We start from the raw sequence: 25,951 nt of genomic DNA on the forward strand, positions 1-25,951 counted from the left end.
CCTTACTAAGGGATCGAAAAAATATCGATCGCGTCCGTGATGCCGCGCAGCGCGACGTGATGCGATTGCGGCTTCAAGCCTCGCGTCGTCAACAGTTCGGCGGCGCGGACATTTTCCAGCACCGCACTTGTCGCGAATATCTCGCTCGACGTCGCCAGATGTTGCACGCGTGAAGCAATATTGACGGTTTGTCCGAAATAATCCTGCCGTTCGTTCAGGCTGACCGCGATGCACGGTCCCTCGTGAATGCCGATTTTCAGCAGAAGATCGTCGTTGCCTCGTTCCTTGTTGAGGCTCGACATGGCCTCTCGCATCCGCATTGCCGCCGCCACCGCCCGGTCCGGCGTCGGGAAAGTGGCCATGACGGCGTCGCCGATGGTTTTGACGACCGCGCCCGCCTCCGCCCCCACGATTTCATGCAGGATGCTGAAGTGCGTTTTGACGAGATCGAAAGCCGCAAGATCGCCCACCCTCTCATAGAGTTCCGTCGAGCCGCGCAGGTCGGTGAAGAGAAAGGTGAGACTGGCGATCTTCAGCCTTTGGTTGATGTCGATAGTCTCCGTTCGGTATATGTCGCGGAAGGTCTGGTTGGAGAGCAGCCGCTTGGCGGTCAGGAATGGCCGGCGGTGGCCGAGCAAGGCGTGGAGCGCGTCGTTGGCAATGCACACAGAGGGCAGCGTGCGGACCTCCGTGTGATTTTCTATGACGATGCGCAATGGGCCTGGCCTGAGTTCAATGGTGTCGCTCTGCCGATGCATGCGATCGAAGACGAGCAATATGTTCTGCCGCTCCTTGGACGGTTCGCCTTTTACGTCGATGAATTGTGCGCTATGGGTAACCGGTTCAAAGATAATGACGAATTCGGCCGGCAACTGCAGCGATACCACGGCCTTTTCACCCGCGGGCAATTCCAGCGTTTCCAGCATGAATTGGTCTACTCTTTCCTCATAACCCTCGTCCGGAAGATCGACGCCCGAACTCCAGTAGATCTGGCGAAAATACTCCAGAGGCGACAAATTATGTGGATTGTGGGCGCTGATGTGGCGTATGCGCGGACTGACGGTGAAGGTGACTTCGACCATTTCGTCGAGCGTCGGCTCGTAGCCGGCAGCGCACAAAGTACAGCTATAAGTATCGCTCTGGACGGTTTTCAGCGAGGTATTGGCATCCAGCACGCCGCCGCATCCTGGGCACAGCACATTCCAGGACATCTCGAACAGGCCCAGACGCGCAGCGTGCAGGAACGCGCTGATGGTTTGTTCCTCATCGAAGCCATAGTCTGCGGCGAAGGCAAGCGCATTCATGCGATTGAGCTTGCGGTCGGGTGCCTCAAGGACCAGCCGCTCGATGACGTCGACGATATCCGGCCGCGCTGAATGGCGCAGCACTTCGAATAGGGGCTGAGCTTCACTCATACCCCTATCCTACACCTATTTCACAGGGCAGCCAGCATCTTTGTTTGGCTGCCGGGCGGTCCCGCAAGAATTAGGCGCCGGCGCCATAGGCGGCGATGGCGGCCATGTTGACGATGTCGGAATCCTTGGCGCCCATGGAGGTGATCTGCACCGACTTGTCGAGCCCGACGAGGAGCGGCCCGATCACCGTGGAACCGCCGAGTTCCTGCAGCATCTTGGTGGAGATTGCAGCCGAGTGGAATGCCGGCATGACGAGCACGTTCGCAGGCCCGGAGAGCCGCGAGAAGGGATAGAGGCTCTCCATGATCTTGCGGTTCAGCGCGACGTCGGCCGCCATTTCGCCATCGAATTCGAAATTCAAATGGCGCTTGTCGAGGATGTTCACCGCCTCGCGCACCCGCTCGGACCGCTCGCCCGACGGATGGCCGAAGGTGGAATAGGCAAGCATGGCGACGCGCGGTTCGTAACCCATGCGGCGAGCGAAACCGGCTGCCTCTTCGGCGATCTCGGCCAGCTCCTCGGCGGCCGGCATGTCATGCACTGCTGTGTCGGCAACGAAGACGGTGCGGCCGCGGGCAAGCACGATCGATACGCCGATGACCCGGTGCCCCGGCTTGGCGTCGATGCAGCGGCGCACGTCTCCGAGCGCGGTCGAATAGTTGCGCGTCACGCCGGTCACCATGCCGTCGGCATCTCCCAGCGCGACCATGCAGGCGGCGAAGTGATTGCGGTCGTTATGGATCAGGCGCGTCACGTCGCGGTGCAGATAGCCGTCGCGCTGCAACCGGGCGTAGAGATAGTCGATATAGGCGTCGACCCGCTTGGAAATGCGGGCATTGACGATTTCGAGGCCGGGGCGGTTGAGGTCGATACCGGCGCGTTCTGCGGTGGAATGGATCAGATCCTCGCGGCCGAGCAAGATGGCGGTGCCCAGTCCCTGGTTCGCGTAGGAGAGGGCGGCGCGCATGACCTGCTCTTCTTCCGCTTCGGCGAAGACGATGCGCTTCTGGTGGCGGCGCACACGCTCATAGAGTTGCGACAGCGTCGAGGCGATCGGATCGCGCCGGGCCGAGAGTTCGCGGGCATAGGCGTCCATGTCAGGCATTTCGCGCCGGGCGACGCCGCTTTCGATCGCCGCCTTGGCGACGGCTACCGGAATGGCCGAGATCAGGCGCGGGTCAAACGGCACGGGGATGATGTATTGCGCCCCGAAGCGGGGCCTTGCGCCCTGATAGGCGGCCACCACGTCATCAGGCACGTCCTCTCGCGCCAGGCTCGCCAGCGCGTTGACGGCGGCGATCTTCATCTCGTCGTTGATGGTGGTGGCGCGCACGTCGAGCGCGCCGCGGAAGATATAGGGGAAGCCGAGGACGTTGTTGACCTGGTTCGGATAGTCCGAGCGCCCGGTCGCCATGATGGCGTCATCGCGGATGCGCGCCACTTCCTCCGGCGTGATTTCCGGGTCGGGATTGGCCATGGCGAAGATGATCGGCCGGTCCGCCATGGAGCGGATCATGTCTTCGGAGAAGGCATCCTTCTGCGAAAGGCCGAACACGACGTCGGCTCCCTTCATCGCTTCGGCCAGCGTGCGCTTGTCGGTCTTGACCGCATGCGCCGACTTCCACTGGTTCATGCCTTCGCTGCGGCCCTGGTAGATCACGCCTTTTGTATCGCAAAGGGTGACGTTCTCCGGGTTGAAGCCCATGGCCTTGATCAGCTCGATGCAGGCGATCGCGGCGGCTCCCGCGCCGTTGCAGACGAGCTTGGTGGTCTTCAGGTCGCGGCCGGTCAGCTCCAGCGCGTTGATCAGGCCGGCGGCGGCGATGATGGCGGTACCGTGCTGGTCGTCATGGAAGACGGGGATATCCATGAGCTCGCGCAGCCGCTGTTCGATGATGAAACAGTCGGGCGCCTTGATATCCTCGAGATTGATGCCGCCGAAGGAGGGGCCGAGATAGCGCACGCAATTGATGAATTCGTCGACATTTTCCGTGTCGATCTCAAGGTCGATCGAATCGACGTCGGCGAAGCGCTTGAAGAGAACGGATTTGCCTTCCATGACCGGCTTCGAAGCCAGTGCGCCCAGATTGCCGAGGCCGAGAATGGCTGTGCCGTTTGAGATGACGGCGACCATGTTGCCGCGTGTCGTATAGTCATAAGCCGTGGCCGGATCGGCGGCGATCGCTTTCACGGGAACGGCGACACCGGGCGAATAGGCAAGGGAAAGATCGCGTTGTGTCGCCATCGGCTTGGTCGGATTGATCTCAAGCTTGCCGGGCCGGCCTAGCTTGTGGAAGTCCAATGCTTCCTGATCCGTGATCCCCGTCCCCGGACGCGACTTGCTCTTGCTGTCAGCCATTGTTTCTCCAAACCTCCTGTGGGCGACCGGTCCCTCTTGCCCGATAGCTGTTGTCTTCTATAGCGGCGCGCGGATAGGGTGACACCTCATTTTTTGGAAAAACTGCACCTCCGTGAACGAACGTATAACCACCGGCATCGATGCTTTCTCGGCCGCCGAGCTTGCCTCGGAGGAAAGTCGCGCTTCTGCGACTCCGATGATGGAGCAATATATTGAGATCAAGGCGAACAATCCCGGTTCGCTTCTCTTCTATCGCATGGGCGATTTCTATGAATTGTTCTTCGAGGACGCCATCGATGCGTCGCGCGCGCTCGGCATCACGCTGACGAAGCGCGGCCAGCACATGGGGCAGGATATCCCGATGTGCGGCGTTCCGGTTCATGCCGCCGACGATTATCTGCAGAAGCTGATTTCGCTGGGTTTCCGCGTCGCCGTGTGCGAGCAGGTGGAAGATCCGGCGGAGGCCAAGAAGCGCGGCGGCAAGTCTGTGGTGCGGCGCGATGTTGTGCGCCTCGTAACGCCCGGCACCATTACCGAGGAAAAGCTGCTCTCGCCCTCGGAATCCAACTATCTCATGACGTTGACGCGCATTCGCGGCGGCGCAGAACCGCAGCTTGCGCTCGCCTGGATCGATATTTCCACGGGTGTCTTTCGGCTGGCGGAAACGGAAGCTTCGCGGCTGCTAGCCGATATCCTGCGCATCGATCCGCGCGAGCTGATCCTGCCGGATACGATGTTCCATGATCCGGAACTGAAGCCGGTCTTCGACATACTCGGCCGCACCGCTGTTCCGCAGCCGGCCGTTCTATTCGACAGCGCCAGCGCCGAGGGGCGCATTACCCGCTATTTCGGCGTGTCCACGCTCGATGGCTTTGGCACCTTTAGCCGCGCTGAATTGGCCGCAGCTGCAGCCGCGATTGCCTATGTCGAAAAGACCCAGCTTGCCGAACGGCCGCCGCTCGGACTGCCGGAACGCGAAAGTGGCGCCTCGACCCTTTTCATCGATCCCGCCACCCGCGCCAACCTCGAACTGGTGCGTACGCTCTCCGGCGACCGCAACGGCGCGCTCTTGAAGGCGATCGACCGCACCGTGACCGGCGGCGGCGCCCGACTTCTCGCCGAACGGCTGATGTCGCCGCTCACCGATCCCCAGCGTATCAACGAGCGCCTGGATTCGATTGGCTTCCTGACGGAGGAGCCGTCGCTTTCAAGCGATCTGCGTGCGGCGCTGAGGCATGTGCCTGACATGCCGCGCGCCTTATCGCGCCTCGCGCTCGATCGCGGCGGCCCACGTGACCTTTGGGCGATCCGGCAGGGGTTGGCCGCGGCGGCCGATGTCGGCCGCATGCTTGGAACAGCACTTCTGCCGGAAGAGCTGAAGGCTGCGCTGGCCGGGCTCAGCGCCTTGCCCGCCGATCTGGAAGCGCTACTCGCCGCTACGCTTGCAGATGAACTGCCCTTGCTGAAGCGCGATGGCGGCTTCCTGCGGGAAGGGGCGAATGCCGAGCTGGACGAAGTGCGGGCATTGCGCGATCAGTCTCGCCGCGTCATCGCCGGCTTGCAACTGCAATATGCCGAGGAAACCGGCATCAAGTCGCTGAAGATCAAGCATAACAATGTGCTGGGCTATTTCATCGAGGTTACGGCCGGCAATGCCGGGCCGATGACCGACACCAGCGAGGCCAAGGCGCGCTTCATCCATCGCCAGACCATGGCGAACGCCATGCGCTTCACCACGACCGAGCTTGCCGATCTCGAAAGCCGCATCGCCAACGCCGCCGACAAAGCGCTGGCCATCGAGCTGGAGGCCTTCGATCGCATGGTTGCGGCGGTGGTGGCCAATGCCGAGGCGATCAAGGCCGGCGCCCGTGCGCTGTCGGTGATCGATGTCGCGGCGGGGCTTGCGCTGCTCGCCGAGGAGCAGGCCTATTGCCGGCCCGTGGTCGATGCGAGCCGCATGTTTGCCATCGAAGGCGGCCGTCATCCGGTGGTGGAGCAGGCGTTGCGCCGCCAGGCGGGTGGGCCTTTCGTTGCCAATAACTGCGATCTCTCGCCGAAAGCCGGCGGCAAGGATGGCGCCATCTGGCTGCTGACCGGCCCGAACATGGGCGGTAAATCGACCTTCCTGCGCCAGAATGCCCTGATCGCCATTCTCGCGCAGATGGGCTGCTTCGTGCCGGCTGCCTCGGCCCATATCGGCGTCGTCGACCGGCTGTTCTCGCGTGTCGGCGCCTCCGACGATCTGGCGCGCGGTCGTTCGACCTTCATGGTCGAGATGGTCGAGACGGCGGCGATCCTTAATCAGGCGAGTGAAAATTCGCTCGTCATCCTCGACGAGATCGGTCGCGGCACCGCCACCTTCGACGGTCTTTCGATCGCCTGGGCCGCTGTCGAGCATCTGCATGAAGCCAATCGATGCCGCGGCCTCTTCGCCACGCATTTCCATGAGCTGACCGTCCTGTCGGAGAAGCTCGGCCGGCTGTCCAATGCCACCATGCGCGTCAAGGAATGGGATGGCGACGTTATCTTCCTGCACGAGGTCGGGCCGGGGGCTGCCGACCGCTCCTACGGTATCCAGGTGGCGCGCCTCGCCGGCCTGCCTGCCTCGGTGGTAGCGCGCGCCCGCGACGTTCTGACGCGGCTTGAAGATGCGGACCGCAAGAATCCGGCAAGCCAGCTCATCGATGATCTGCCGCTCTTCCAGGTGGCGGTCCGCCGGGAGGAGGCGAGCGGGCGGCGCGAACCCTCCAAGGTCGAGGAGCGGCTGAAAACGCTCGATCTCGACGATCTGACGCCACGAGCCGCTCTCGACGTGCTCTATGAATTGAAGAAAAATCTGACCAAGGCCGGCTGACCGAAGGCGACTTCCAAGGACAAAAGCATGCATCTCGAAAATCTTCTCGCCGAAGTCCGTATCCTGGCAGAGCGCTTTTCCCCGATCGCCGCGCGCGGCAAGATCTGCGGTGAAGGCGAGGCGCCGGATTGCGAGTCTGACCGCGGTCTTCTCAGCATCACCTTGTCGTGCAGCCGCATTTCCGACATCTGTTCGAGCATCGCCAAGGCCGGCTATTGGGAATGTGAGCGCGAAATGGTGACGCAGATCGGTGCTCAATCGCGAAACATACTATATAGCTTGAATGAGCTCAGGCGGACGCTTGAGATGCCGAGGCCCTAAAACTGCCGATTTCTGCGTCGATTGCCTGTGTCAATCGCCGGGCAAAGAGGCTATAGCGCATGCAGACGAAAAGACAGGCGCGCCGGCGGTGGCCCGCCGCCAAAGAACAGGAATCCGGTCGGCAGAGCATGGAAATGCATGACATCGATTTTCCGGCTATTCTCGACGTTCCCTCGCTGAGAGCGGAATGCGAGGCTCTTGCCAAGCGTAATCTGGATAAGAACGAAGAGCGGTCCGCTCTGCTTGCTCTATTGAAGAAGGCAAGCCAGGAGGGACGCGAAGAGGCGCGCCGCCTGCTGGCCTTCCAGGGCAGCGGGCTAGATTGCGCCCACCGCATTTCCTGGCTGCAGGACCAGATCATCACGGTTATCTACGATTTCACCGTCCATCACGTTTTTCCGAAGCGAGCCGGTAGCTTCTCCGTCACGGCCGTCGGCGGTTATGGCCGCGATACGCTGGCGCCCGGCTCGGATATCGACCTTCTTTTCCTGTTCCAGCCGAAGCCGGACAGCGAGACGCACAAGGCGGTCGAGTTCATTCTCTATATGCTCTGGGACATGGGCTTCAAAGTCGGCCACGCCACGCGCACGGTCGAGGAATGCATCCGCGAGGCCAAGTCCGATATGACGGTGCGCACCGCGGTTCTCGAAACCCGCTATATCTGCGGTAACGAGCCGTTGACGCGGGAGCTGCAGGCGCGTTTCGACAAGGAAATCGTCACCAATACCGGCCCGGAATTCATTGCCGCCAAGCTCGCCGAGCGCGACGAGCGCCACAGAAAGGCGGGCGATACCCGCTATCTGGTCGAGCCGAACGTCAAGGAAGGCAAGGGCGGCCTGCGCGACCTGCACACGCTGTTCTGGATCTCCAAATATTACTATCACGTCCGCGATCCGGTCGAATTGGTGAAGCTCGGCGTGCTCTCGAAGCAGGAATACCGCCTCTTCGAGAAGGCGGAGGATTTCCTCTGGGCCGTGCGCTGCCACATGCATTTCCTGACCGGCAAGGCGGAAGAACGGCTTTCCTTCGATATTCAGCGCGATATCGCGGCGGCACTCGATTATCACGCTCGCCCTGGCCTTTCGGCGGTCGAGCGCTTCATGAAGCACTATTTCCTTGTCGCCAAAGATGTCGGCGATCTCACCCGCATCCTCTGCGCAGCGCTCGAGGATCAGCAGGCAAAGGCGACGCCGGGGCTTACCGGCGTCATCAGCCGCTTTGCCAATCGCTCGCGCAAGATCCCCGGCACCGTCGAATTCGTCGAGGATCGCGGCCGCATCGCGCTTGCCAATCCCGATGTATTCAAGCGCGATCCTGTGAGCCTCATCAGGCTGTTCTTCGTCGCCGACATCAACGGCCTGGAATTCCATCCGGATGCGCTGAAGCGCGTCACGCGCTCGCTGAACCTGATTGATAACGATCTGCGCGAGAACGAGGAGGCGAACCGGCTCTTCCTCTCCATCCTTACCTCCAAACGCGATCCGGCGCTGATCCTGCGCCGCATGAACGAGGCCGGCGTGCTCGGCCGCTTCATTCCGGAATTCGGCAAGATCGTCTCGATGATGCAGTTCAACATGTATCATCACTATACTGTGGACGAGCATCTGATCCGCGCCGTCGAGGTGCTGTCCGAGATCGACAAGGGCAAGGCCGAGGATATCCATCCGCTGACCAACAAGCTGATGCCCAGCATCGAAGATCGTGACGCCCTCTATGTCGCCGTGCTCCTGCACGATATCGCCAAGGGCCGCGAGGAGGATCACTCGGAAGCCGGCGCCAAGGTGGCGCGCAAGCTCTGCCCGCGCTTCGGCCTTTCGCCGAAACAGACCGAGCTTGTGGTATGGCTGATCGCCGAGCATCTGACCATGTCGATGGTCGCCCAGACGCGTGACCTGACCGATCGTAAGACGATCATCGATTTCGCCGACCGGGTTCAGTCGCTCGACCGTTTGAAGATGTTGCTGATCCTGACTGTCTGCGACATCCGCGCCGTCGGCCCGGGCGTCTGGAACGGCTGGAAAGGCCAGCTGCTGCGCACCCTCTATTACGAGACCGAGCTTCTGCTGGCCGGCGGCTTCTCGGAAGTGTCGCGCAAGGAGCGGGCGGAAGCCGCAGCCGCAGCGCTCGAACAGGCGCTTGCGGACTGGAGCGCGAAGGAGCGCAAGGCTTACGTCAAGCTGCACTACCAGCCTTATCTGCTGTCCGTGCCGCTGGAGGATCAGATCCGCCATACGCAGTTCATGCGCCAGTCGGACAAGGCAGGCAAGGTGCTCGCCACCATGGTGCGCACCGACAGCTTCCACGCCATCACCGAGATCACCGTGCTCTCGCCCGACCATCCGCGTCTGTTGACCGTAATTGCCGGCGCTTGTGCGGCCGCCGGCGCCAATATCGCCGATGCGCAGATCTTCACGACCGCCGACGGCCGCGCCCTCGACACCATCCATGTCAGCCGCGAATTTCCCGACGATGCCGATGAGCTGCGCCGTGCCGGCACCATCGGCAAGATGATCGAAGACGTGCTTGCCGGCCGCAAGCGGTTGCCGGAAGTCATTGCGACGCGGACGAAGAATCGCCGCAAGAACAAGGCCTTCGTCATCCCGCCGTCGGTCATCATCTCCAACAGCCTGTCCAACAAGTTCACGGTCATCGAGGTCGAATGCCTCGACCGCACCGGCCTGCTGTCGGAGATAACGGCTGTCCTCTCGGATCTGTCGCTCGATATCCAGTCGGCCCGCATCACCACGTTCGGCGAGAAGGTCATCGACACCTTCTACGTCACCGATCTGGTCGGACAGAAGATCTCCAACGAGAACAAGCGAGCCAACATTACCGCACGCCTGAAGGCCGTCATGGCGGGTGAGGAGGACGAGATGCGCGAACGCATGCCGTCCGGCATCATCGCGCCTGCAGCCACGCGCGCTGTTGCCGTCGAAAATCCAGATACTGAAAAGAAAGCCGGTTCAGCCGTATGAGCCTAGTCAAGAAATTCATCACGGTCGGTGGCGCGACGCTTGGCAGCCGCATCTTCGGCTTTGCCCGCGAGACGCTGATGGCCGCGGCCCTCGGCACCGGCCCGATGGCCGACGTGTTCTACGCTGCCTTCCGCTTTCCGAATCTCTTCCGCCGCCTGTTTGCCGAGGGCGCTTTCAACGCCGCCTTCGTGCCGCTCTTTGCCAAGGAGATCGAGGCGAACGGTATCGAGGGCGCGAAACGCTTCTCCGAGGAAGTGTTCGGCGTTCTCTTCTCGGTCCTGTTCCTGATCACCGTCGTCATGGAACTGGGTATGCCGCTGATCGTGCGCTGGATCATCGCGCCCGGCTTTGCCGACGATCCCGACAAATTCGCGATCACGGTGCGCATGGCCGCCGTGATGTTCCCCTATCTCATGTGTATGTCGCTGACGGCGATGATGAGCGGCATGCTGAACTCGCTGCATCATTTCTTCGCGGCAGCGGTGGCGCCCGTCTTCCTTAACGTCGTGATGATCGGCGCGCTGTTCTATTCGCTCTATTTCGGCGCGGTGCCGCTGCAGACCGCCTGGTATCTCTCCTGGGGCGTGCTTGTCGCCGGTATCCTGCAATTGCTCGTCGTCTATATCGGCGTGCGTTTTGCCGGCATCAGTATCGGCTTCCGCTGGCCGCGTTTCACGCCGAACGTCAAGCGGCTCTTGATCCTCGCCATTCCGGCCGCTGTCACCGGCGGCATCACCCAGATCAACCAGATGATCGGCCAGGCGATCGCCTCCAGCCGCGAAGGCGCGATCGCCGCCCTGCAATATGCCGACCGCATCTATCAGCTGCCGCTCGGCGTCGTCGGTGTCGCCGTCGGCGTCGTCCTGCTACCGGAGCTGGCGCGCGCCTTGAAATCAGGTCATCTGAAAGAAGCCGGCAATCTGCAGAACCGCTCGATCGAGTTCGTGCTGTTCCTGACCTTGCCGGCCGCCATGGCGCTCTGGGTTCTCTCCGACGATATCATTCGCGTGCTCTACGAACGCCGCGCCTTTCATCAGGAAAACACCGTCATTGTCGGCTCGATCCTGGCGATTTATGGCCTGGGCTTGCCGGCCTTCGTACTGATCAAGGCGCTGCAGCCGGGCTTCTATGCCCGCGAGGACACCAAGACCCCGATGCGGTTCTCCGGCGTTGCCGTTGCCGTCAATTGCGCGATCGCGCTCAGCCTCTTTCCTTATTTGGGTGCTCCGGGCATCGCCGTTGCCGAAGCGACGGCCGGCTGGATCAGCACCGTGCTGCTCTTCACCACGTTGCTGCGCCGGGGTCATCTGGCCTGGGAATGGGCCCTTGCCCGCCGCGCCGCCCTCCTGCTCGTTTCAGCCGGCGTCATGACCGGAGTGATCATCTATCTCCAGCACCGCTGGGGCGCATATCTGGCTTCGGGCACGTCGCTTTTGACCAAGGTAAGCACGCTCGGCTTGCTGATCGCGATTTCCATGCTGGTCTATTTTGCGGTCTCCTTCCTGATCGGCGGCGCCGATCTCGGCATGATCCGCCGCAATATCAACCGCAAGCGTCCGACTGCAGCTGCAACGGATGCGAAGGCGGTGAATGGGGAATAACAAGGCTCCTTCGCCCCGCAATGCGGGGAGAAGGTGGCTTGGCGCGATCGAGCGGAGTGAAATTGCGACAAGTCGGATGAAGGGCCTTCACTGATGCCTCCGCAGAATTAAAGTATGCAGGCGCCGCCATTTTAATGACTGGCCAAGATAGTCTGCATAGGCCGACGTTTGTGCGTGGCCCTCACCCTAGCCCTCTCCCCGCAAGCGGGGCGAGGGGACGATTTTGCCAGATGCGGAGTCCTTCCATGTCTCAATCTCTCTTCCTCGTCGCCCTTGTCGTCGATGATTACGACCGCGCAAAAGCCTTCTACTGCGATATCCTCGGCTTCGACTGCTTGCAGGACGAAGTGCAACCGGAGGGCAAGCGCTGGGTCGTCATTAAGCCGAAAAGCACAGAGGGCGCTGCGCTACTGCTTGCCCAAGCCGCAAGCGACAGCCAGCGCGCTGCGATCGGCAATCAGACCGGCGGCCGCGTCGGCTTCTTCCTCAAGACCGACGATTTCGGCCGCGATCATGCCGCGTTGCTTGCCAAGGGCGTCGAGTTCCGGGAAGAGCCCCGCCACATGGTCTATGGCACCGTGGCGGTCTTCGCCGATCCCTACGGCAACACCTGGGATCTGATCCAGCATTCTTCGTGAGGCATGATCCTGAAAACTGTGCAGCGGTTTTCGAGCAGGATCACACAAGATCGAATCCGCGACATAGCCTCTTGATCCCAGCCTGTCCGCCGTGCATAAGCCGCTCGAAACCAAGGGTCGAGCGTCGCTCGCCCGGGCCCTCCACAAGCCTTTCGAGGACGACATGACCGAATTCAAGCCGCTCGTATTCTCCGGCGTTCAGCCCACAGGCAATCTTCACCTCGGCAATTATCTCGGCGCGATCCGCAAGTTCGTGGCCCTGCAGGCCAACAACGACTGCATCTACTGCGTCGTCGACATGCATGCGCTGACGGCTCAGCTCGTCCATGACGACATGCCGAACCAGACGCGCTCGATCACCGCGGCCTTCCTTGCCGCCGGCATCGACCCGGAAAAGCATATCGTCTTCAACCAGTCGGCCGTGCCGGGGCACGCCGAGCTTGCCTGGATCTTCAACTGCGTCGCCCGCATTGGCTGGATGAACCGCATGACGCAGTTCAAGGACAAGGCCGGCAAGGACCGCGAGCAGGCTTCCCTCGGCCTTTACGCCTATCCGAGCCTGATGGCCGCCGATATTCTGCTCTATCGCGCCACGCATGTTCCTGTTGGAGACGACCAGAAGCAGCATCTCGAGCTGACCCGCGACATCGCCATGAAGTTCAATCTGGACTACATGGAGCATATTCGCCGCACGGGTTACGGCATCGAGATCACCGTCGGCGACGAGCCGGTGCATGCCTATTTCCCGATGGTCGAGCCGCTGATCGATGGCCCGGCGCCGCGCGTCATGTCGCTGCGTGACGGCACGAAGAAGATGTCGAAATCCGACGCTTCCGACCTATCGCGCATCAACCTGCTAGACGACGAGGAAAACATCTCGAAGAAGATCCGCAAGGCCAAGACCGATCCGGATGGCTTGCCGAGCGAAATCGCCGGTCTCGCCGGTCGCCCCGAAGCCGAAAATCTGGTCGGCATCTATGCAGCACTTGCCGACAAGTCGCGGTCGGAAGTTCTGTCCGAATTTGGCGGCCAGCAGTTCTCGGTCTTCAAGCCGGCGCTGGTCGATCTTGCCGTGCACGCGCTATCGCCGATCACGGCGGAAATGCGCCGCCTCATGGCCGATCCCGGCCATATCGACGCCGTGCTGCGCGATGGCAGCGCCCGCGCCCGCGCTCGTGCCGACGTGACGATGAAGCAGGTTCGCGACATTATCGGCTTTCTCTATTGATGATGTCGTAATGCAGGGCTCCCGCGTGAAAACGGGGGCTTGCAAAACGCCGTTTTCGGGTGTCAGAGTCGCTCCATGGTATCCACACGACTTTCACGGCTCGAAGGCCATCGCCGCAAGTTCATGGCGGTCATCGATGGCACACCCGAATGCCAGCGCGCCGTCCACTATGCCGGCCGGCGCGCCAAGAATTCCAATGGCGGCCTCGTGCTGCTCTATGTGATTCCCGAGGGCGATTTCCAGCAATGGCTCGGCGTCGAGGAGATCATGCGGGCGGAAGCGCGCGAGGAGGCCGAAGCGGCAACCGCCAAGGCCGCCCAGAGCGTCCGCGAGAATGTCGGCATCGATGCGGAAATCGTCATCCGCGAGGGATCATCAGCCGAGCAGATCAATGCGGTGATCGAAGAGGATCGGGACATCGCACTGCTCGTTCTCGCCGCAGGGTCTGCCAAGGAAGGGCCGGGTCCGCTGGTTTCGTCGATCGCCGGCCGCGCGGCCGCCTTTCCGATCCCGGTAACGGTGCTGCCGGATACGCTGACGAACGAGGAAATCGACGCGCTCAGCTGATGCCAGGCGACCATTTCTTGAGAATCATTCTCTTGAATTGAGTGGTCAAAAGGCCTATCTCTTTTGAAATATTCTAAAGTTGGGACCGGGTTTGTGCCCGCCGCATGGAGATCAAGATGTTCATTCAGACCGAAGCGACACCGAACCCCGCGACCTTGAAGTTCCTGCCGGGCAAGGTGGTGATGGAAAGCGGCACGGCCGAGTTCCGCAGCGCCGAGGAAGCCGAGGCTTCGCCGCTCGCTGCCCGTCTCTTCGAGATTCCGGGCGTGATCGGCGTCTATTTCGGCTATGATTTCATCTCCGTTTCCAAGGAAAATCAGGAGTGGCAGCATTTGAAGCCCGCCATCCTCGGTTCGATCATGGAGCATTTCATGTCCGGCAAGCCCGTTATGGGCTCGACCTCGGTTTTGTCCGAAGTGCGGGATGCCGGCGGCGAATTCTTCGATGAAGGCGATGAGGCCATCGTGCTGACCATCAAGGAACTGCTCGATACCCGCGTGCGTCCTGCCGTTGCCCAGGATGGCGGCGACATCACCTTCCGCGGCTTCCGCGATGGCAAGGTCTATCTCAATATGAAGGGATCCTGCGCCGGCTGCCCGTCTTCGACGGCAACGCTGAAGCATGGAGTGCAGAACCTCCTGCGCCACTTCGTTCCGGAAGTGCAGGAAGTCGAAGCCGTCTGAGCATGATCTCAAGGGGCGCCCAGCGGTTTTGGATGGGATCATGCCGAGACACCCGCTGGAGCCCAGGGGCGTTCGAAGATAAAAATATCCGCGTTGCAGGCGCGGCTTTTCGGAATTGTTAACATGATCGTACTGGCGCTCGACACGGCAGGTGTGGATTGCGCTGCCGCTGTGTATGATAGCGGCAGTGATTCTGTGATGGGGGAGGTCACGGAAACGATCGGACGGGGGCATGCCGAGCATTTGATGCACGTTGTCGACGAAGCGCTGGCGAAAGCCAGGACGACGCTTTCGGCGATCGAACGTGTCGTCGTGACCGTCGGTCCCGGTTCCTTCACCGGCATCCGCATCGGCGTCGCAGCCGCGCGCGGTTTTGCTCTCTCCCTCAATGTTCCTGCGGTTGGCGTCACGACCCTCGAGGTCATGGCGGCAACAGCGCGAGCGCAGAATCCGGGCAAGTCGGTTCTGGCTGCCATCGATGCCAAGCGCGAGGAGATTTATCTCCAGAGCTTCGATGCCGATGGCAACCCGCTGGACGAGGCTCGGGCCGTGACGATCGACGAAGCGCGGACAATTGCTAGCGCCTTCGACGGCATCGTCACAGGAACGGCTGTCGCCCGGTTGAGCGACGCGCCGCCGGCGGAGCGGCCCGACGCATTTCCGATTGCCATCGTCGCCCGGCTGGGCGCTGGCAAGCCTGTCAGCGAAAAGCCGAAGCCGCTTTATCTTCGCGGACCCGACGCCAGACCGCAGGCCGGATACGCAGTTGCCAGGCAATAGAAATGCTCGAATCCTATCTGACTCTGAAAGCCGAATACGAAATCATCCCAATGGAGCTGAAGGATTGCGTCGAAGTGGCGCTCCTGCACGGCGAACGATTTCCGCGCGTTTGGGATGAGACCGAATTTCAGGATCTCCTCTCGCAGGAGACGACCTTCGGCTTCGTCGCCCGCCAGACCAATGCCATCCTGAAAAAAGCGCTTCCCGGCTTCGTGCTGGCACGGCAAGTGGCAGGCGAGGGTGAGATCCTGACGATTGCCGTCAATGCCAAGCTCGGCCGCTCCGGTCTCGGATGGCGACTGATGCAGGCGGCCCTCCGCGAGACTCGCGATCGCGGCGGTGAAACCATGTTCCTGGAGGTCGATGGCGGCAATCAGCCGGCGCTTGGCCTCTATCGAAAGCTGGGTTTCGAGACGGTCGGCGAGCGCAAGGCCTATTACGTCAGCGATAATGGCGCGAAGTCGACGGCGCTTGTCATGCGGCGCGTTCTTCGTTAGTCCGTTGTCAAAGTCCAAATAGACCGAAGACAGCAATTGATGGATGACGCCGTAAAATCCCTCGAGGAACTTTGCGCCGAGCGCGGCATGCGCATGACAGAGCAGCGCCGGGTCATCGCGCGCATTATCGAGACATCAGAGGATCACCCGGATGTCGAGGAGCTCTATCGCCGCTCCGTGCTGGTGGACGCGAAAATCTCGATCTCGACTGTGTACCGCACCGTGAAGCTGTTCGAGGATGCCGGGCTGCTCGCCCGCCATGATTTCCGCGATGGACGCTCCCGCTATGAAACGGTCCCCGAAGAGCATCACGATCACCTGATCGACCTGAAAAGCGGCGAAGTGATCGAATTTCACTCGCCGGAAATCGAGGCTTTGCAGGAGCGTATTGCCCGCGAACACGGCTTCAAACTCGTCGACCACCGGCTGGAGCTTTACGGCATCCCGCTGAAGAAGGACGAAGCTTGACGTGAAGGCTGTCATGCAGGAGCAAATGATTTGATGACCTGGCTGCGCATCGGCTGTGCTGCCGCGGTCATCTGTGTCGTCAGCGCCGTGATGCTGCCGCTGCAGATCCTCTGCCTGCGCTTCGATTGGAGGCTGAGGCGCTACCTGCCGCGCTACTGGCATCGTATCGTCTGCTATTGGCTTGGCGTGCGCATTCATGTGGTCGGCAAGATGGAGACGAGCCGACCATTGATGCTGGCTTCCAACCATTCGTCCTGGCTCGATATTCTCGTCCTCTCGGCGGTGGCCGACGTCTCCTTCATCGCCAAGTCGGAAGTGCGGGATTGGCCGATCTTCGGTCAGTTCGCGCAGTGGCAGAAGAGCGTGTTCGTCGAGCGCGAGCAGAAGCGCAAGACGGGCGAGCAGGTGAACGAGATCGCCGATCGCATGGCTGATGGCGAAATCATGGTGCTGTTTCCGGAGGGAACCACCTCGGACGGCAATCGGCTTCTGGAGGTCAAGTCCTCGCTCTTTGGCGCCGCTGCGGCAGCCCTTCCGAAGGCGCCGGATGCCGTCGTGCATGTCCAGCCGGTTGCGGTCGTCTATACCCGCGTTCATGGCACGCCCATGGGCCGCTATTATCGCCCGCTCACGGCATGGCCCGGCGATATCGAGCTCGCGCCGCACCTGAAGGGCATCGCCCAATGCGGTGCCATCGATGTCGATGTCTGCTTCGGTGAGGCCGTGGATTATCGCGCCGGCACCAACCGCAAGGAAGTCAGTGTCACCATTGCGCGGCGTATCCGCGCGATGCTCGCCAGCCGCCTGCTCGGCCGCGAGATCGCTTGATTTCCAGGTGATTTCAACTTTTTCATTTTCTCCGAAAGCAAAAGCCACTACATAGCGGCCCATGACCAAGGACAGCCTGACCCTCGACGCCCCGGCGACCGACGCTTTGCAGCTCGGCTCCCGCGACGGCTCCAACAGCCGCAAGGTCTTCATCAAGACCTACGGCTGCCAGATGAACGTCTATGATTCCACGCGGATGAGCGATGCGCTCTCCCGCGATGGCTATGAGCCAACCGAGGATATGGAGGAGGCAGATCTCGTCCTGCTGAACACCTGTCACATCCGCGAGAAGGCGGCGGAAAAGGTCTATTCCGCGCTTGGTCGCCTGCGCGAGATGAAGAAGCGCAAGGCTGCCGACGGTCGCGAGATGATGATCGGCGTCACCGGCTGTGTCGCCCAGGCCGAAGGCGAGGAGATTCTTCGCCGCGCGCCCGCTGTCGATGTCGTCATCGGCCCGCAGACCTATCATCGCCTGCCGGACGCGCTTCGTCGCGCCAAGCAGGGCCAGCGCGTCGTCGATACGGAATATGCGATCGAGGACAAGTTCGAACATCTGCCCATTGCCGAGAAGACGAAGATCCGCGCGCGCGGCGTCACCGCCTTTCTGACGGTGCAGGAAGGGTGTGACAAGTTCTGTACTTTCTGCGTGGTTCCTTATACGCGCGGCTCCGAAGTCTCCCGTCCGGTCTCCCAGATCGTCGAGGAGGCCGAAAAACTTGTGGATGGCGGTGTGCGCGAAATCACGCTGCTCGGCCAGAATGTCAACGCCTGGCATGGCGCTGGTCCTGCTGGCGAAGCCTGGAGCTTGGGCGATCTTCTCTACCGCCTGGCCGAGATCCCCGGTCTTGCTCGTTTGCGTTACACGACCAGCCACCCGCGCGACATGGATGATCGCCTGATCGGTGCGCACCGTGATCTGCGCACGCTGATGCCCTATCTGCATCTGCCCGTTCAGGCCGGTTCGGACCGGATTCTGAAGGCGATGAACAGGCGGCACACAGCCGCGGAATACCTCACGCTCATCGAGAAAATCCGCACCGCACGGCCGGATATCGCCCTTTCGGGCGATTTCATCGTCGGCTTCCCGGGGGAGACAGATCAGGATTTTGAGGATACACTCAAGCTGATCGAGGAGGTGAATTATGCACAGGCCTTCTCGTTCAAATATTCCACGCGGCCGGGTACGCCCGGCGCGGAATTGAAGGACCAGGTGCCCGAAGAGGTCAAAACCAAGCGGTTGGAACGGTTGCAGGCGCTGTTGCTAAGGCAGCAGCATGCGTTTGCCGAGGCCTGCGTGGGCAAAACAGTGGATATCCTTCTGGAAAAGCCGGGCCGCATGCCTGGCCAGTTGATTGGACGCTCTCCCTGGCTGCAATCTGTGAATGTTGATGCAAAAGCATCGCAAATCGGTGACATTATTAACGTACGAATCACCGGAACTAGCACCAACAGCCTGTTTGCTGATTTGCTCTAGGTTCCGGACCGGCACAAGGAGCCACACCGCTTGAACGGACAGGAATTGGTTTCTTCTTCATCGCGCCAGCCCCGCACCGCGAGCGACGCAAATCACTTCATCTTGACGTTCGAAAATAATCGGTTCGCCAGCGAGCTGTTCGGTCAGTTCGATCAGAACTTGAAGCTGCTTGAGGAGCGCCTCGGCATCGATGCCAGAGCTCGCGGCAACTCGGTCGTCATAACAGGCGATGTGCCAGCCACCAATCAGGCGCGCCGGACGCTCGATTATCTCTATGACAAGCTGCAAAAAGGCGGCAATGTAGAGCGTTCCGATGTAGAAGGCGCGATCCGCATGGCGGTTGCCGCCGATGACCAGTTGACGCTGCCGACCATGGAGAGAAAAGCCAAGTTGACGATGGCGCAGATTTCGACGCGCAAGAAGACGATCATTGCGCGCACGCCGACGCAGGATGCCTATATGCGGGCGCTTGAGCGGTCCGAAATGGTCTTCGGTGTCGGCCCGGCCGGTACCGGCAAGACCTATCTCGCCGTCGCGCACGCCGCCCAGCTTCTGGAACGCGGTGCGGTCGAGAAGATCATCCTGTCGCGCCCGGCCGTCGAAGCCGGAGAGCGCCTCGGCTTCCTGCCCGGCGACATGAAGGAAAAGGTCGATCCCTATCTGCGTCCGCTCTATGACGCGCTCTACGACATGATGCCGGGCGACAAGGTCGAACGTGCCATCACCGCCGGCGTCATCGAGATCGCGCCGCTCGCTTTCATGCGTGGCCGCACGCTCGCCAACGCCGCCGTCATCCTCGACGAGGCGCAGAACACGACATCCATGCAGATGAAGATGTTCCTGACCCGTCTCGGCGAGAATTCGCGGATGATCATCACCGGCGATCCGAGCCAGATCGACTTGCCGCGCGGCGTCAAGTCGGGGCTGGTCGAGGCGCTGCAGCTGCTGAACGGCGTCGAGGGCGTCACCATCGTCCGCTTCAAGGATACCGATGTCGTCCGTCATCCTCTGGTGGCGCGCATCGTCCGGGCCTACGATTCCACCTATGCCGCCCAGGCAGAGGAAAGCGCACCGCAGATCTGATCTGCGGTGCGGAAACCTATGACCGAACTCGACATACAGATTAGCTTAGAGGAGGGCGATTGGCCCTCCGAAGAGGAATTGCAGTCGCTCGCCGAGCGCGTGCTGGGCAAGGCTGCAGCCTATCTGAAGAAGCACGAGAAGCAGCCTTTTCCGAAAATGGCGCCGGAATTGTCGCTGGTGTTTACCGACGACGCTTCGATCCGCGAGATCAATGCGGAATGGCGCTCGCAGGACAAGGCGACGAATGTACTTTCGTTCCCCGCCTTTCCGCTGGAGCCCGGCGGCAAGCCCGGCCCTATGCTCGGCGATATCATCATCGCCAGAGAGACGGTGGAGCGTGAAGCCGCCGATCTCGAAAAGAGTTTTGACGACCATCTGACCCATTTGATGGTGCATGGTTTCTTGCATCTCTTCGGCTACGATCATATGAATAATAGCGAAGCTGAAAGAATGGAGGGGCTGGAGACTCGCATTTTGGCGGAGCTTGGCCTATCTGATCCCTATGCGGGACAGGACCCCATTTGATTTGAACCCTGTCTGACCAGGAACAATGAGCGACTTTACGACAAGACCGGCCCCTGAGGCCAAAGATGGAGCCGATGTGGCCTCCTCCGATGAGGCTGGCAGTAGTAGCACCGGCAAGCGATCTCAATCTTCATTTTGGGCGCGTGCAGCGCGTATTCTTCGCCCGGCGCAGGGCGCCGCGCGGTTGCGTGAGGATCTCGCCGACGCGTTGATGACCAACGCCGCCGATGACGATGCCTTCTCCCCGGATGAGCGGGCAATGCTGCACAACATCCTGCGCTTCCGCGAGGTGCGCGTCGAGGATGTCATGGTGCCGCGCGCCGACATCGAGGCCGTGGACCAGAACATCACTATCGGCGAGCTGATGATCCTGTTCGAGGAAAGCGGCCGCTCGCGCATGCCTGTTTACGCCGACACACTGGATGATCCGCGCGGCATGGTCCATATCCGCGACCTCCTGTCCTTTGTCGCCAAGCAGGCCCGCAACAAGCGGCGCGCCGGCAGTGCCAAGACGGCCGCCGCTGCGACGACGGGTGCCACCACCGAGAAGGCGCCACGCTCCGCCAAGCCGAATTTCGATCTTTCGCGCGTCGATCTGCAGAAGACGCTGGCCGAGGCCGGCATCATCCGCAAGATCCTGTTCGTTCCGCCCTCGATGCTCGCCTCCGACCTCCTACGCCGTATGCAGGTCAACCGCACGCAGATGGCGCTTGTTATCGACGAGTATGGCGGCACGGACGGCCTGGCCTCGCATGAGGATATCGTCGAAATGGTCGTCGGTGACATCGACGACGAGCACGATGACGACGAGGTGATGTTCAAGCGCGTCTCCGAAGATGTCTTCGTTGCCGATGCCCGTGTCGAGCTGGAAGAGATCGCCGCGGCGATCGGCCCGGATTTCGACATCAGCGAGCAGGTGGACGAGGTGGACACGCTTGGCGGCCTGATCTTCTCGGCGCTTGGCCGCATTCCCGTGCGCGGCGAGCTCGTGCAGGCGCTGCCGGGCTTCGAGTTCCATATCCTCGATGCCGATCCGCGCCGCATCAAGCGGGTGCGCATCACCCGCAAGCGGCATGCTGTGCGTCGAAGGCCGGCAAAGGCTGAAGGCGAGAGCGGCACGCCGGAGCGCGGCTTGTCGTCACCGGATGCAATTGCTGAGGAAACTCCAATCGAGCGCAACGCCGCCGGCCAATAAGTTCCGCTTCGGCGGGACAAACCGGCAATTCTTTGAAAGACTGCCGCCAGTTGATTCGCAGTTGGACGGAGCTGGCGCATGGAATGGCTTTCGGGCAGGGTGATCCTCGTCTGGGGTTTAAAACGTGCGTTGCTTGCGATTTTGGCCGGTGCCGTCGGCGTGCTGGCGCTGCCGCCCTTCGGCTTTTTTGCGGCGATGTTCATCTCCTTCACGCTGCTCGTCTGGCTGCTCGATGGCGTCGCTGCCAGTCCCGATAGCGGGCTTCTCGGCCGGCTGTGGCCGGCCTTCTTCACGGGCTGGCTGTTCGGCTTCGGCTATTTCGTCGCCGGCCTATGGTGGCTCGGTCATGCGCTGCTGATCGATGCCGAAGAGTTTGCCTGGGCCTTGCCGCTGGCAATCTTCGGCCTGCCGGCCTTCCTGGCGATTTTCTACGGCGTGGCGACAGTGCTCGCCCGCATCCTGTGGTCCGACGGGATGGGCCGTATCGCGGCGCTCGCTTTCAGCTTCGGCATCCTCGAATGGCTGCGCAGCTTTCTCTTCACCGGCTTTCCCTGGAATGCCATCGGCTACGGCGCCATGCCCGTTCCGCTGATGATGCAGTCGGCGCATCTGATCGGCGTGCTCGGGGTGACGGTGCTTGCCGTCTTCGTCTTCGCCGCGCCGGCCTTGCTCGGCACGCGCCAGGGGCGGGTGCCCGGGATCGGGCTTGCTGTCATGATCGCCGCCGCCCATTTCGGCTATGGCTATTATGCGCTGAACCTGCCGGATACGCCGGCGGCGAGCGGCAAGGTGACCCCCGTCGTGCGCATCGTCCAGCCGTCCATCGACCAGGAAGCGAAGATGGACACGGATGCGGATCGCACCGCCATCTTCGACAAGCATCTGGCGCTCTCCGTGCAGCCGTCTGCAAATGGCGGCAAGCGCCCCGATATCATCGTCTGGCCCGAGACGGCCGTCCCGTTCATCCTCACAGACAACAGGGATGCGCTCGCTCGCATCGCCGATCAGCTGGAGGACGATCAGGTCCTGATCACAGGCGCCGTTCGTGTCGAGGATATGGGCCCTGGCGCCGCGCCGCGCTACTACAATTCGATCTACGTCGTCGATGGTCGCGGCCAGATCCTCGACGCCTCGGACAAGACCCATCTCGTGCCCTTCGGCGAATATGTGCCCTTCGAGCATATACTGAGTTATCTCGGCATCGAGAATGTCGTGGAACTGCCGGGAGGGTTTTCCGCGGCCACCAAGCGGCAGCTGTTGGCCATGCCTGACGGTATCAAACTCTACCCGCTGATCTGCTACGAGATCATCTTTCCGAACGAGATGACGCCGGAAATCCGGCAAGCCGACGCGATCCTGAACGTGACGAACGACGGCTGGTTTGGAGATACGCCAGGCCCTTATCAGCACTTCCTGCAGGCAAGGGTGAGGGCAGTCGAACAAGGGCTTCCTCTGATTCGCAGCGCCAATACGGGCATCTCAGCCTTCGTCGATCCGCATGGCCGGGTGATCTCCGGAATCGGCTATAATCAGGAGGGATTTATCGACACGACTTTAAGTGGTGCAACTGTGTCGAGCGTCGATGATAAAGCCCGGAAAACATACTTTTGGTTGATTGTCGGTCTGGTCGGCATGGTCGCCGCCATTTCACGCATGGGTTTTATTCCAAGGGTGAATTGACCAAAAAACCCTAAAATTGCATAGTGCTGGCTATCCGCCTTTTGAACGTAGACTGGAGGCCTTGGGGGCGTCGGCTGCAACGTGGCGTTATAGGGGTGGAGAAGGGTACCGGGTGGCAGGTCCTGAATTCAACCTATGTTAGGGTAAAATGATGATTGAAAACAAAAAGAAGCCGAACCCCATCGACATTCATGTCGGTAGCCGCATACGCCTCCGCCGCACGATGCTTGGCATGAGCCAGGAGAAACTCGGCGAAAGCCTTGGAATCACGTTTCAGCAAATCCAGAAATACGAAAAGGGCACCAACCGCGTTGGCGCCAGCCGCCTCCAGAATATCTCCAGCATTCTCAATGTCCCGGTCTCTTTCTTCTTCGAAGACGCTCCGGGCGAGCATACGGCTACTGCGGGGGGCATGGCCGAAGCATCCAGTTCTAATTATGTCGTCGATTTCCTGTCCTCTTCGGAAGGGCTGCAGCTCAATCGCGCCTTCGTGAAGATTTCCGACGGCAAGGTCCGGCGCAAGGTGGTCGAGCTGGTCAAGGCGCTTGCCGCCGAGGCGGATGCCGAATAGGCCTTCCGTGACGATACAAACCGAAGAAGCCGGGAGGCGGTCATTTTGGCCGCCTTTTCTGCATTTACGGCAAAATTTTATCACTTCGGCCGGGATATAAAGATATATTTATGTCCTTGTTCGTCTTGTTTTTCGAGGCAGAGACGAATATCAAGAGCGAAGATTTGTTCTTTGAGGGGAATCCCACATGCGCGCGAATTATCTGTTCACGAGTGAGTCCGTTGCCGAAGGTCACCCGGATAAAGTTTGTGACCGCATTTCTGATGAAATCGTCGATCTGGTCTACCGCGAGGCCGCAAAGACCGGCGTGAATCCTTGGGGCGTGCGCATTGCCTGCGAGACCCTTGCCACCACCAACCGTGTCGTCATCGCCGGCGAAGTTCGTCTTCCGCCGAGCCTGATGAAGAAGGACAAGGATGGCAACGACGTCATCAATCCTTCGAAGTTCAAGGCTGCTGCCCGCCGCGCCATCAAGGATATCGGCTACGAACAGGACGGCTTCCACTGGAAGAAGGCGCGCATCGACGTGCTCCTGCACTCGCAGTCTGCCGATATCGCCCAGGGCGTCGACAATGCTGCCGACCAGCAGGGCGACGAAGGTGCCGGCGACCAGGGCATCATGTTCGGCTACGCCTGCCGCGAAACCCCGGATCTCATGCCGGCGCCGATCTACTATTCGCACAAGATCCTGCAGCTGCTCGCAACCGCCCGCAAAAAGGGCGATGGAGACGTTGCCAAGCTCGGCCCGGACGCCAAGAGCCAGGTAACGGTCCGCTACGTCGACGGCCAGCCGTCCGAAGTGACCTCGATCGTGCTGTCCACGCAGCATCTCGACGATAGCTGGGATTCAAACAAGGTTCGCGCCGTTGTCGAACCCTATATCATCGAAGCACTCGGCGACCTGAAGATCGCCTCCGATTGCAAGTGGTACATCAACCCCACTGGTAAGTTCGTCATCGGCGGCCCGGACGGCGACGCCGGCCTGACCGGCCGCAAGATCATCGTTGACACCTACGGCGGCGCAGCTCCGCATGGCGGCGGCGCTTTCTCGGGCAAGGACACGACCAAGGTTGACCGTTCTGCAGCCTATGCCGCCCGCTACCTCGCAAAGAACGTCGTTGCCGCCGGCCTGTCCGATCGCTGCACGATCCAGCTCTCCTACGCCATCGGCGTCGCTCAGCCGCTGTCGATCTATGTCGACCTGCACGGCACGGGCAAGGGCGTAACCGAGGACCAGGTCGAAGCGGCTATCCGCAAGAACATGGACCTCTCGCCGACGGGCATCCGCCGTCACCTCGACCTCAACAAGCCGATTTATGCCAAGACCTCGGCCTATGGCCATTTCGGCCGCAAGGCCGGCCGTGACGGTTCCTTCTCCTGGGAGCGTACCGATCTGGTGAAGGCCCTCAAGGAAGCTGTGAAGGTCAAGGAAGCTGCATGATCGACGTCGAGCGCCGGTCGCGGGCGACGGAAGCATTCTTCGGGCGGCGCAAGGGTAAAGCCTTGCGCGGCCAGCAGGCGGAAACGCTGGAAGCAATGCTGCCGCAATATATCGTCGATCTTTCCGCTCCGGCGCCGCAGCCGCTGAATGATCTCTTCCCCGAGCAGACCGAGCGTCTGCGCTTGGAGATCGGTTTCGGTGGCGGCGAGCATCTGATTCATAGGGCATTGGAACAGCAGGCGACCGGCTTCATCGGCGTCGAGCCCTTCGTCAATTCGATGCAGAAACTGCTTGCGCGCATCGGTGAGACCGGCGCCCGCAATATCCGCGTTTACAACGACGACGCCACCCAACTGCTGGACTGGCTGCCGGATGGCTGCCTGGATCAGATCGATCTGCTCTATCCCGATCCCTGGCCGAAGAAGAAGCACTGGAAGCGCCGTTTCGTTTCGCAGGTCAATCTCACGCGCTTCCATCGCGTGCTGAAGCCGGGCGCGCGCTTCTGCTTCGCATCCGACATCGATACCTATGTCAATTGGACACTGCAGCATTGCCATGCTCATGGTGGCTTCGAATGGACTGCGCGGAATGCTGCCGATTGGCTGACGCCCTACGAGGGTTGGCCGAGCACGCGCTACGAGGCAAAGGCCCGGCGCGAAGGGCGCTCGTCGGCTTATCTGACCTTCAGGAAAATCTGATCGCTTGATTTATGGCTGGAGCAGGTGACTGCTCCTGTCGCATCACCCCGTCAGGACCGCCGCGCAAGGG

General features: G+C 61.1%; 22 protein-coding genes. 20 read left to right on the forward strand and 2 right to left on the reverse strand.

The window, feature by feature from the left end; genetic code table 11:
• Positions 1 to 5 precede the first annotated feature (5 nt).
• Together QD409_RS05815 and QD409_RS05820 are read right to left on the reverse strand one after the other, a co-directional pair.
• A complete protein-coding gene (locus QD409_RS05815; protein WP_092843172.1) occupies positions 6 to 1,415 on the reverse strand; it encodes an adenylate/guanylate cyclase domain-containing protein in 1,410 nt (469 codons plus the stop codon).
• A 70-nt stretch (positions 1,416 to 1,485) separates the two neighbouring features.
• Complete coding sequence (locus QD409_RS05820; protein WP_092843171.1) at positions 1,486 to 3,774, reverse strand: NADP-dependent malic enzyme; 2,289 nt, start codon at positions 3,772 to 3,774, stop codon at positions 1,486 to 1,488.
• A gap of 112 nt (positions 3,775 to 3,886) precedes the next feature.
• Here QD409_RS05820 and mutS point away from each other — a divergent pair, with 112 nt between their 5' ends.
• The 20 genes from mutS (at position 3,887) to trmB (ending at position 25,881) form a co-directional block, all read left to right on the forward strand.
• Complete coding sequence (mutS, locus tag QD409_RS05825) at positions 3,887 to 6,628, forward strand: DNA mismatch repair protein MutS (protein WP_092843169.1); 2,742 nt, start codon at positions 3,887 to 3,889, stop codon at positions 6,626 to 6,628.
• Between the two features lie 27 nt (positions 6,629 to 6,655).
• A complete protein-coding gene (locus tag QD409_RS05830) occupies positions 6,656 to 6,949 on the forward strand; it encodes a hypothetical protein (RefSeq protein WP_092843167.1) in 294 nt (97 codons plus the stop codon).
• Between the two features lie 59 nt (positions 6,950 to 7,008).
• Entirely contained in the window at positions 7,009 to 9,924 is a 2,916-nt protein-coding gene (locus QD409_RS05835; protein WP_092843165.1) for a [protein-PII] uridylyltransferase, read from the forward strand.
• Positions 9,921 to 11,525: a murein biosynthesis integral membrane protein MurJ gene (gene murJ / locus QD409_RS05840; protein ID WP_430762076.1), complete on the forward strand. Its 1,605-nt coding sequence runs from the start codon at positions 9,921 to 9,923 to the stop codon at positions 11,523 to 11,525. Before QD409_RS05835 ends, murJ begins: the two co-directional genes overlap by 4 nt.
• 245 nt (positions 11,526 to 11,770) lie before the next feature.
• Positions 11,771 to 12,163 (forward strand): VOC family protein, encoded by a 393-nt coding sequence (locus QD409_RS05845; RefSeq protein ID WP_092843161.1) that lies wholly within the window; start codon positions 11,771 to 11,773, stop codon positions 12,161 to 12,163.
• A 163-nt stretch (positions 12,164 to 12,326) separates the two neighbouring features.
• On the forward strand, positions 12,327 to 13,391 hold the full coding sequence (trpS, locus tag QD409_RS05850) for a tryptophan--tRNA ligase (RefSeq protein WP_430762077.1): 1,065 nt from the start codon (positions 12,327 to 12,329) through the stop codon (positions 13,389 to 13,391).
• 75 nt (positions 13,392 to 13,466) lie between these two features.
• Positions 13,467 to 13,958, forward strand: a complete 492-nt coding sequence (locus QD409_RS05855) for a universal stress protein (protein WP_092843157.1) — start codon at positions 13,467 to 13,469, stop codon at positions 13,956 to 13,958.
• A 116-nt stretch (positions 13,959 to 14,074) separates the two neighbouring features.
• Positions 14,075 to 14,641: a NifU family protein gene (locus tag QD409_RS05860; protein ID WP_092843155.1), complete on the forward strand. Its 567-nt coding sequence runs from the start codon at positions 14,075 to 14,077 to the stop codon at positions 14,639 to 14,641.
• Positions 14,642 to 14,764: 123 nt separating this feature from the next.
• Positions 14,765 to 15,421: a tRNA (adenosine(37)-N6)-threonylcarbamoyltransferase complex dimerization subunit type 1 TsaB gene (gene tsaB, locus QD409_RS05865; protein ID WP_092843153.1), complete on the forward strand. Its 657-nt coding sequence runs from the start codon at positions 14,765 to 14,767 to the stop codon at positions 15,419 to 15,421.
• A 2-nt stretch (positions 15,422 to 15,423) separates the two neighbouring features.
• Positions 15,424 to 15,918, forward strand: coding sequence for a GNAT family N-acetyltransferase (locus tag QD409_RS05870; RefSeq protein WP_092843152.1), 495 nt, complete (start codon positions 15,424 to 15,426; stop codon positions 15,916 to 15,918).
• 39 nt (positions 15,919 to 15,957) lie between these two features.
• Positions 15,958 to 16,386 (forward strand): Fur family transcriptional regulator, encoded by a 429-nt coding sequence (locus QD409_RS05875; protein ID WP_034488903.1) that lies wholly within the window; start codon positions 15,958 to 15,960, stop codon positions 16,384 to 16,386.
• Positions 16,387 to 16,416: 30 nt separating this feature from the next.
• Positions 16,417 to 17,214: a lysophospholipid acyltransferase family protein gene (locus QD409_RS05880; protein WP_092843150.1), complete on the forward strand. Its 798-nt coding sequence runs from the start codon at positions 16,417 to 16,419 to the stop codon at positions 17,212 to 17,214.
• Positions 17,215 to 17,275: 61 nt separating this feature from the next.
• Positions 17,276 to 18,688 carry a tRNA (N6-isopentenyl adenosine(37)-C2)-methylthiotransferase MiaB gene (miaB, locus tag QD409_RS05885; RefSeq protein WP_092843148.1) on the forward strand — a complete coding sequence of 471 codons (1,413 nt, stop codon included), beginning with the start codon at positions 17,276 to 17,278 and terminating at the stop codon, positions 18,686 to 18,688.
• A gap of 30 nt (positions 18,689 to 18,718) precedes the next feature.
• Positions 18,719 to 19,771: a PhoH family protein gene (locus QD409_RS05890; RefSeq protein WP_092843147.1), complete on the forward strand. Its 1,053-nt coding sequence runs from the start codon at positions 18,719 to 18,721 to the stop codon at positions 19,769 to 19,771.
• An 18-nt stretch (positions 19,772 to 19,789) separates the two neighbouring features.
• Positions 19,790 to 20,296, forward strand: a complete 507-nt coding sequence (gene ybeY, locus QD409_RS05895) for an rRNA maturation RNase YbeY (RefSeq protein ID WP_092843145.1) — start codon at positions 19,790 to 19,792, stop codon at positions 20,294 to 20,296.
• 25 nt (positions 20,297 to 20,321) lie between these two features.
• On the forward strand, positions 20,322 to 21,491 hold the full coding sequence (locus QD409_RS05900; protein ID WP_092843143.1) for a hemolysin family protein: 1,170 nt from the start codon (positions 20,322 to 20,324) through the stop codon (positions 21,489 to 21,491).
• A gap of 78 nt (positions 21,492 to 21,569) precedes the next feature.
• Complete coding sequence (gene lnt, locus QD409_RS05905) at positions 21,570 to 23,171, forward strand: apolipoprotein N-acyltransferase (RefSeq protein ID WP_092843142.1); 1,602 nt, start codon at positions 21,570 to 21,572, stop codon at positions 23,169 to 23,171.
• A gap of 151 nt (positions 23,172 to 23,322) precedes the next feature.
• Positions 23,323 to 23,742, forward strand: coding sequence for a helix-turn-helix domain-containing protein (locus QD409_RS05910; protein WP_004120823.1), 420 nt, complete (start codon positions 23,323 to 23,325; stop codon positions 23,740 to 23,742).
• A 187-nt stretch (positions 23,743 to 23,929) separates the two neighbouring features.
• Positions 23,930 to 25,183 carry a methionine adenosyltransferase gene (metK, locus tag QD409_RS05915; RefSeq protein WP_092843140.1) on the forward strand — a complete coding sequence of 418 codons (1,254 nt, stop codon included), beginning with the start codon at positions 23,930 to 23,932 and terminating at the stop codon, positions 25,181 to 25,183.
• Positions 25,180 to 25,881, forward strand: a complete 702-nt coding sequence (gene trmB / locus QD409_RS05920) for a tRNA (guanine(46)-N(7))-methyltransferase TrmB (protein ID WP_092843138.1) — start codon at positions 25,180 to 25,182, stop codon at positions 25,879 to 25,881. The genes metK and trmB overlap by 4 nt, the downstream gene beginning before the upstream one ends.
• Positions 25,882 to 25,951: the final 70 nt, after the last annotated feature.

This window comes from Rhizobium sp. BR 315 (assembly GCF_050577975.1).
Taxonomy (GTDB): Bacteria; Pseudomonadota; Alphaproteobacteria; order Rhizobiales; family Rhizobiaceae; genus Rhizobium; species Rhizobium miluonense.

Excerpts from the sequence above, each read along its gene's own strand:
- QD409_RS05860 (WP_092843155.1), top strand. The coding sequence starts at position 14,075 with ATGTTCATTCAGACCGAAGCGACACCGAACCCCGCGACCTTGAAGTTC.
- QD409_RS05855 (WP_092843157.1), top strand. The coding sequence starts at position 13,467 with ATGGTATCCACACGACTTTCACGGCTCGAAGGCCATCGCCGCAAGTTC.
- QD409_RS05845 (WP_092843161.1), top strand. The coding sequence starts at position 11,771 with ATGTCTCAATCTCTCTTCCTCGTCGCCCTTGTCGTCGATGATTACGAC.
- QD409_RS05900 (WP_092843143.1), top strand. The coding sequence starts at position 20,322 with ATGAGCGACTTTACGACAAGACCGGCCCCTGAGGCCAAAGATGGAGCC.
- QD409_RS05830 (WP_092843167.1), top strand. The coding sequence starts at position 6,656 with ATGCATCTCGAAAATCTTCTCGCCGAAGTCCGTATCCTGGCAGAGCGC.
- metK (WP_092843140.1), top strand. The coding sequence starts at position 23,930 with ATGCGCGCGAATTATCTGTTCACGAGTGAGTCCGTTGCCGAAGGTCAC.
- tsaB (WP_092843153.1), top strand. The coding sequence starts at position 14,765 with ATGATCGTACTGGCGCTCGACACGGCAGGTGTGGATTGCGCTGCCGCT.
- QD409_RS05870 (WP_092843152.1), top strand. The coding sequence starts at position 15,424 with ATGCTCGAATCCTATCTGACTCTGAAAGCCGAATACGAAATCATCCCA.
- ybeY (WP_092843145.1), top strand. The coding sequence starts at position 19,790 with ATGACCGAACTCGACATACAGATTAGCTTAGAGGAGGGCGATTGGCCC.
- QD409_RS05875 (WP_034488903.1), top strand. The coding sequence starts at position 15,958 with ATGGATGACGCCGTAAAATCCCTCGAGGAACTTTGCGCCGAGCGCGGC.
- QD409_RS05835 (WP_092843165.1), top strand. The coding sequence starts at position 7,009 with ATGCAGACGAAAAGACAGGCGCGCCGGCGGTGGCCCGCCGCCAAAGAA.
- lnt (WP_092843142.1), top strand. The coding sequence starts at position 21,570 with ATGGAATGGCTTTCGGGCAGGGTGATCCTCGTCTGGGGTTTAAAACGT.
- murJ (WP_430762076.1), top strand. The coding sequence starts at position 9,921 with ATGAGCCTAGTCAAGAAATTCATCACGGTCGGTGGCGCGACGCTTGGC.
- QD409_RS05820 (WP_092843171.1), bottom strand. The coding sequence starts at position 3,774 with ATGGCTGACAGCAAGAGCAAGTCGCGTCCGGGGACGGGGATCACGGAT.
- QD409_RS05815 (WP_092843172.1), bottom strand. The coding sequence starts at position 1,415 with ATGAGTGAAGCTCAGCCCCTATTCGAAGTGCTGCGCCATTCAGCGCGG.
- trmB (WP_092843138.1), top strand. The coding sequence starts at position 25,180 with ATGATCGACGTCGAGCGCCGGTCGCGGGCGACGGAAGCATTCTTCGGG.
- miaB (WP_092843148.1), top strand. The coding sequence starts at position 17,276 with ATGACCAAGGACAGCCTGACCCTCGACGCCCCGGCGACCGACGCTTTG.
- trpS (WP_430762077.1), top strand. The coding sequence starts at position 12,327 with ATGACCGAATTCAAGCCGCTCGTATTCTCCGGCGTTCAGCCCACAGGC.
- QD409_RS05910 (WP_004120823.1), top strand. The coding sequence starts at position 23,323 with ATGATTGAAAACAAAAAGAAGCCGAACCCCATCGACATTCATGTCGGT.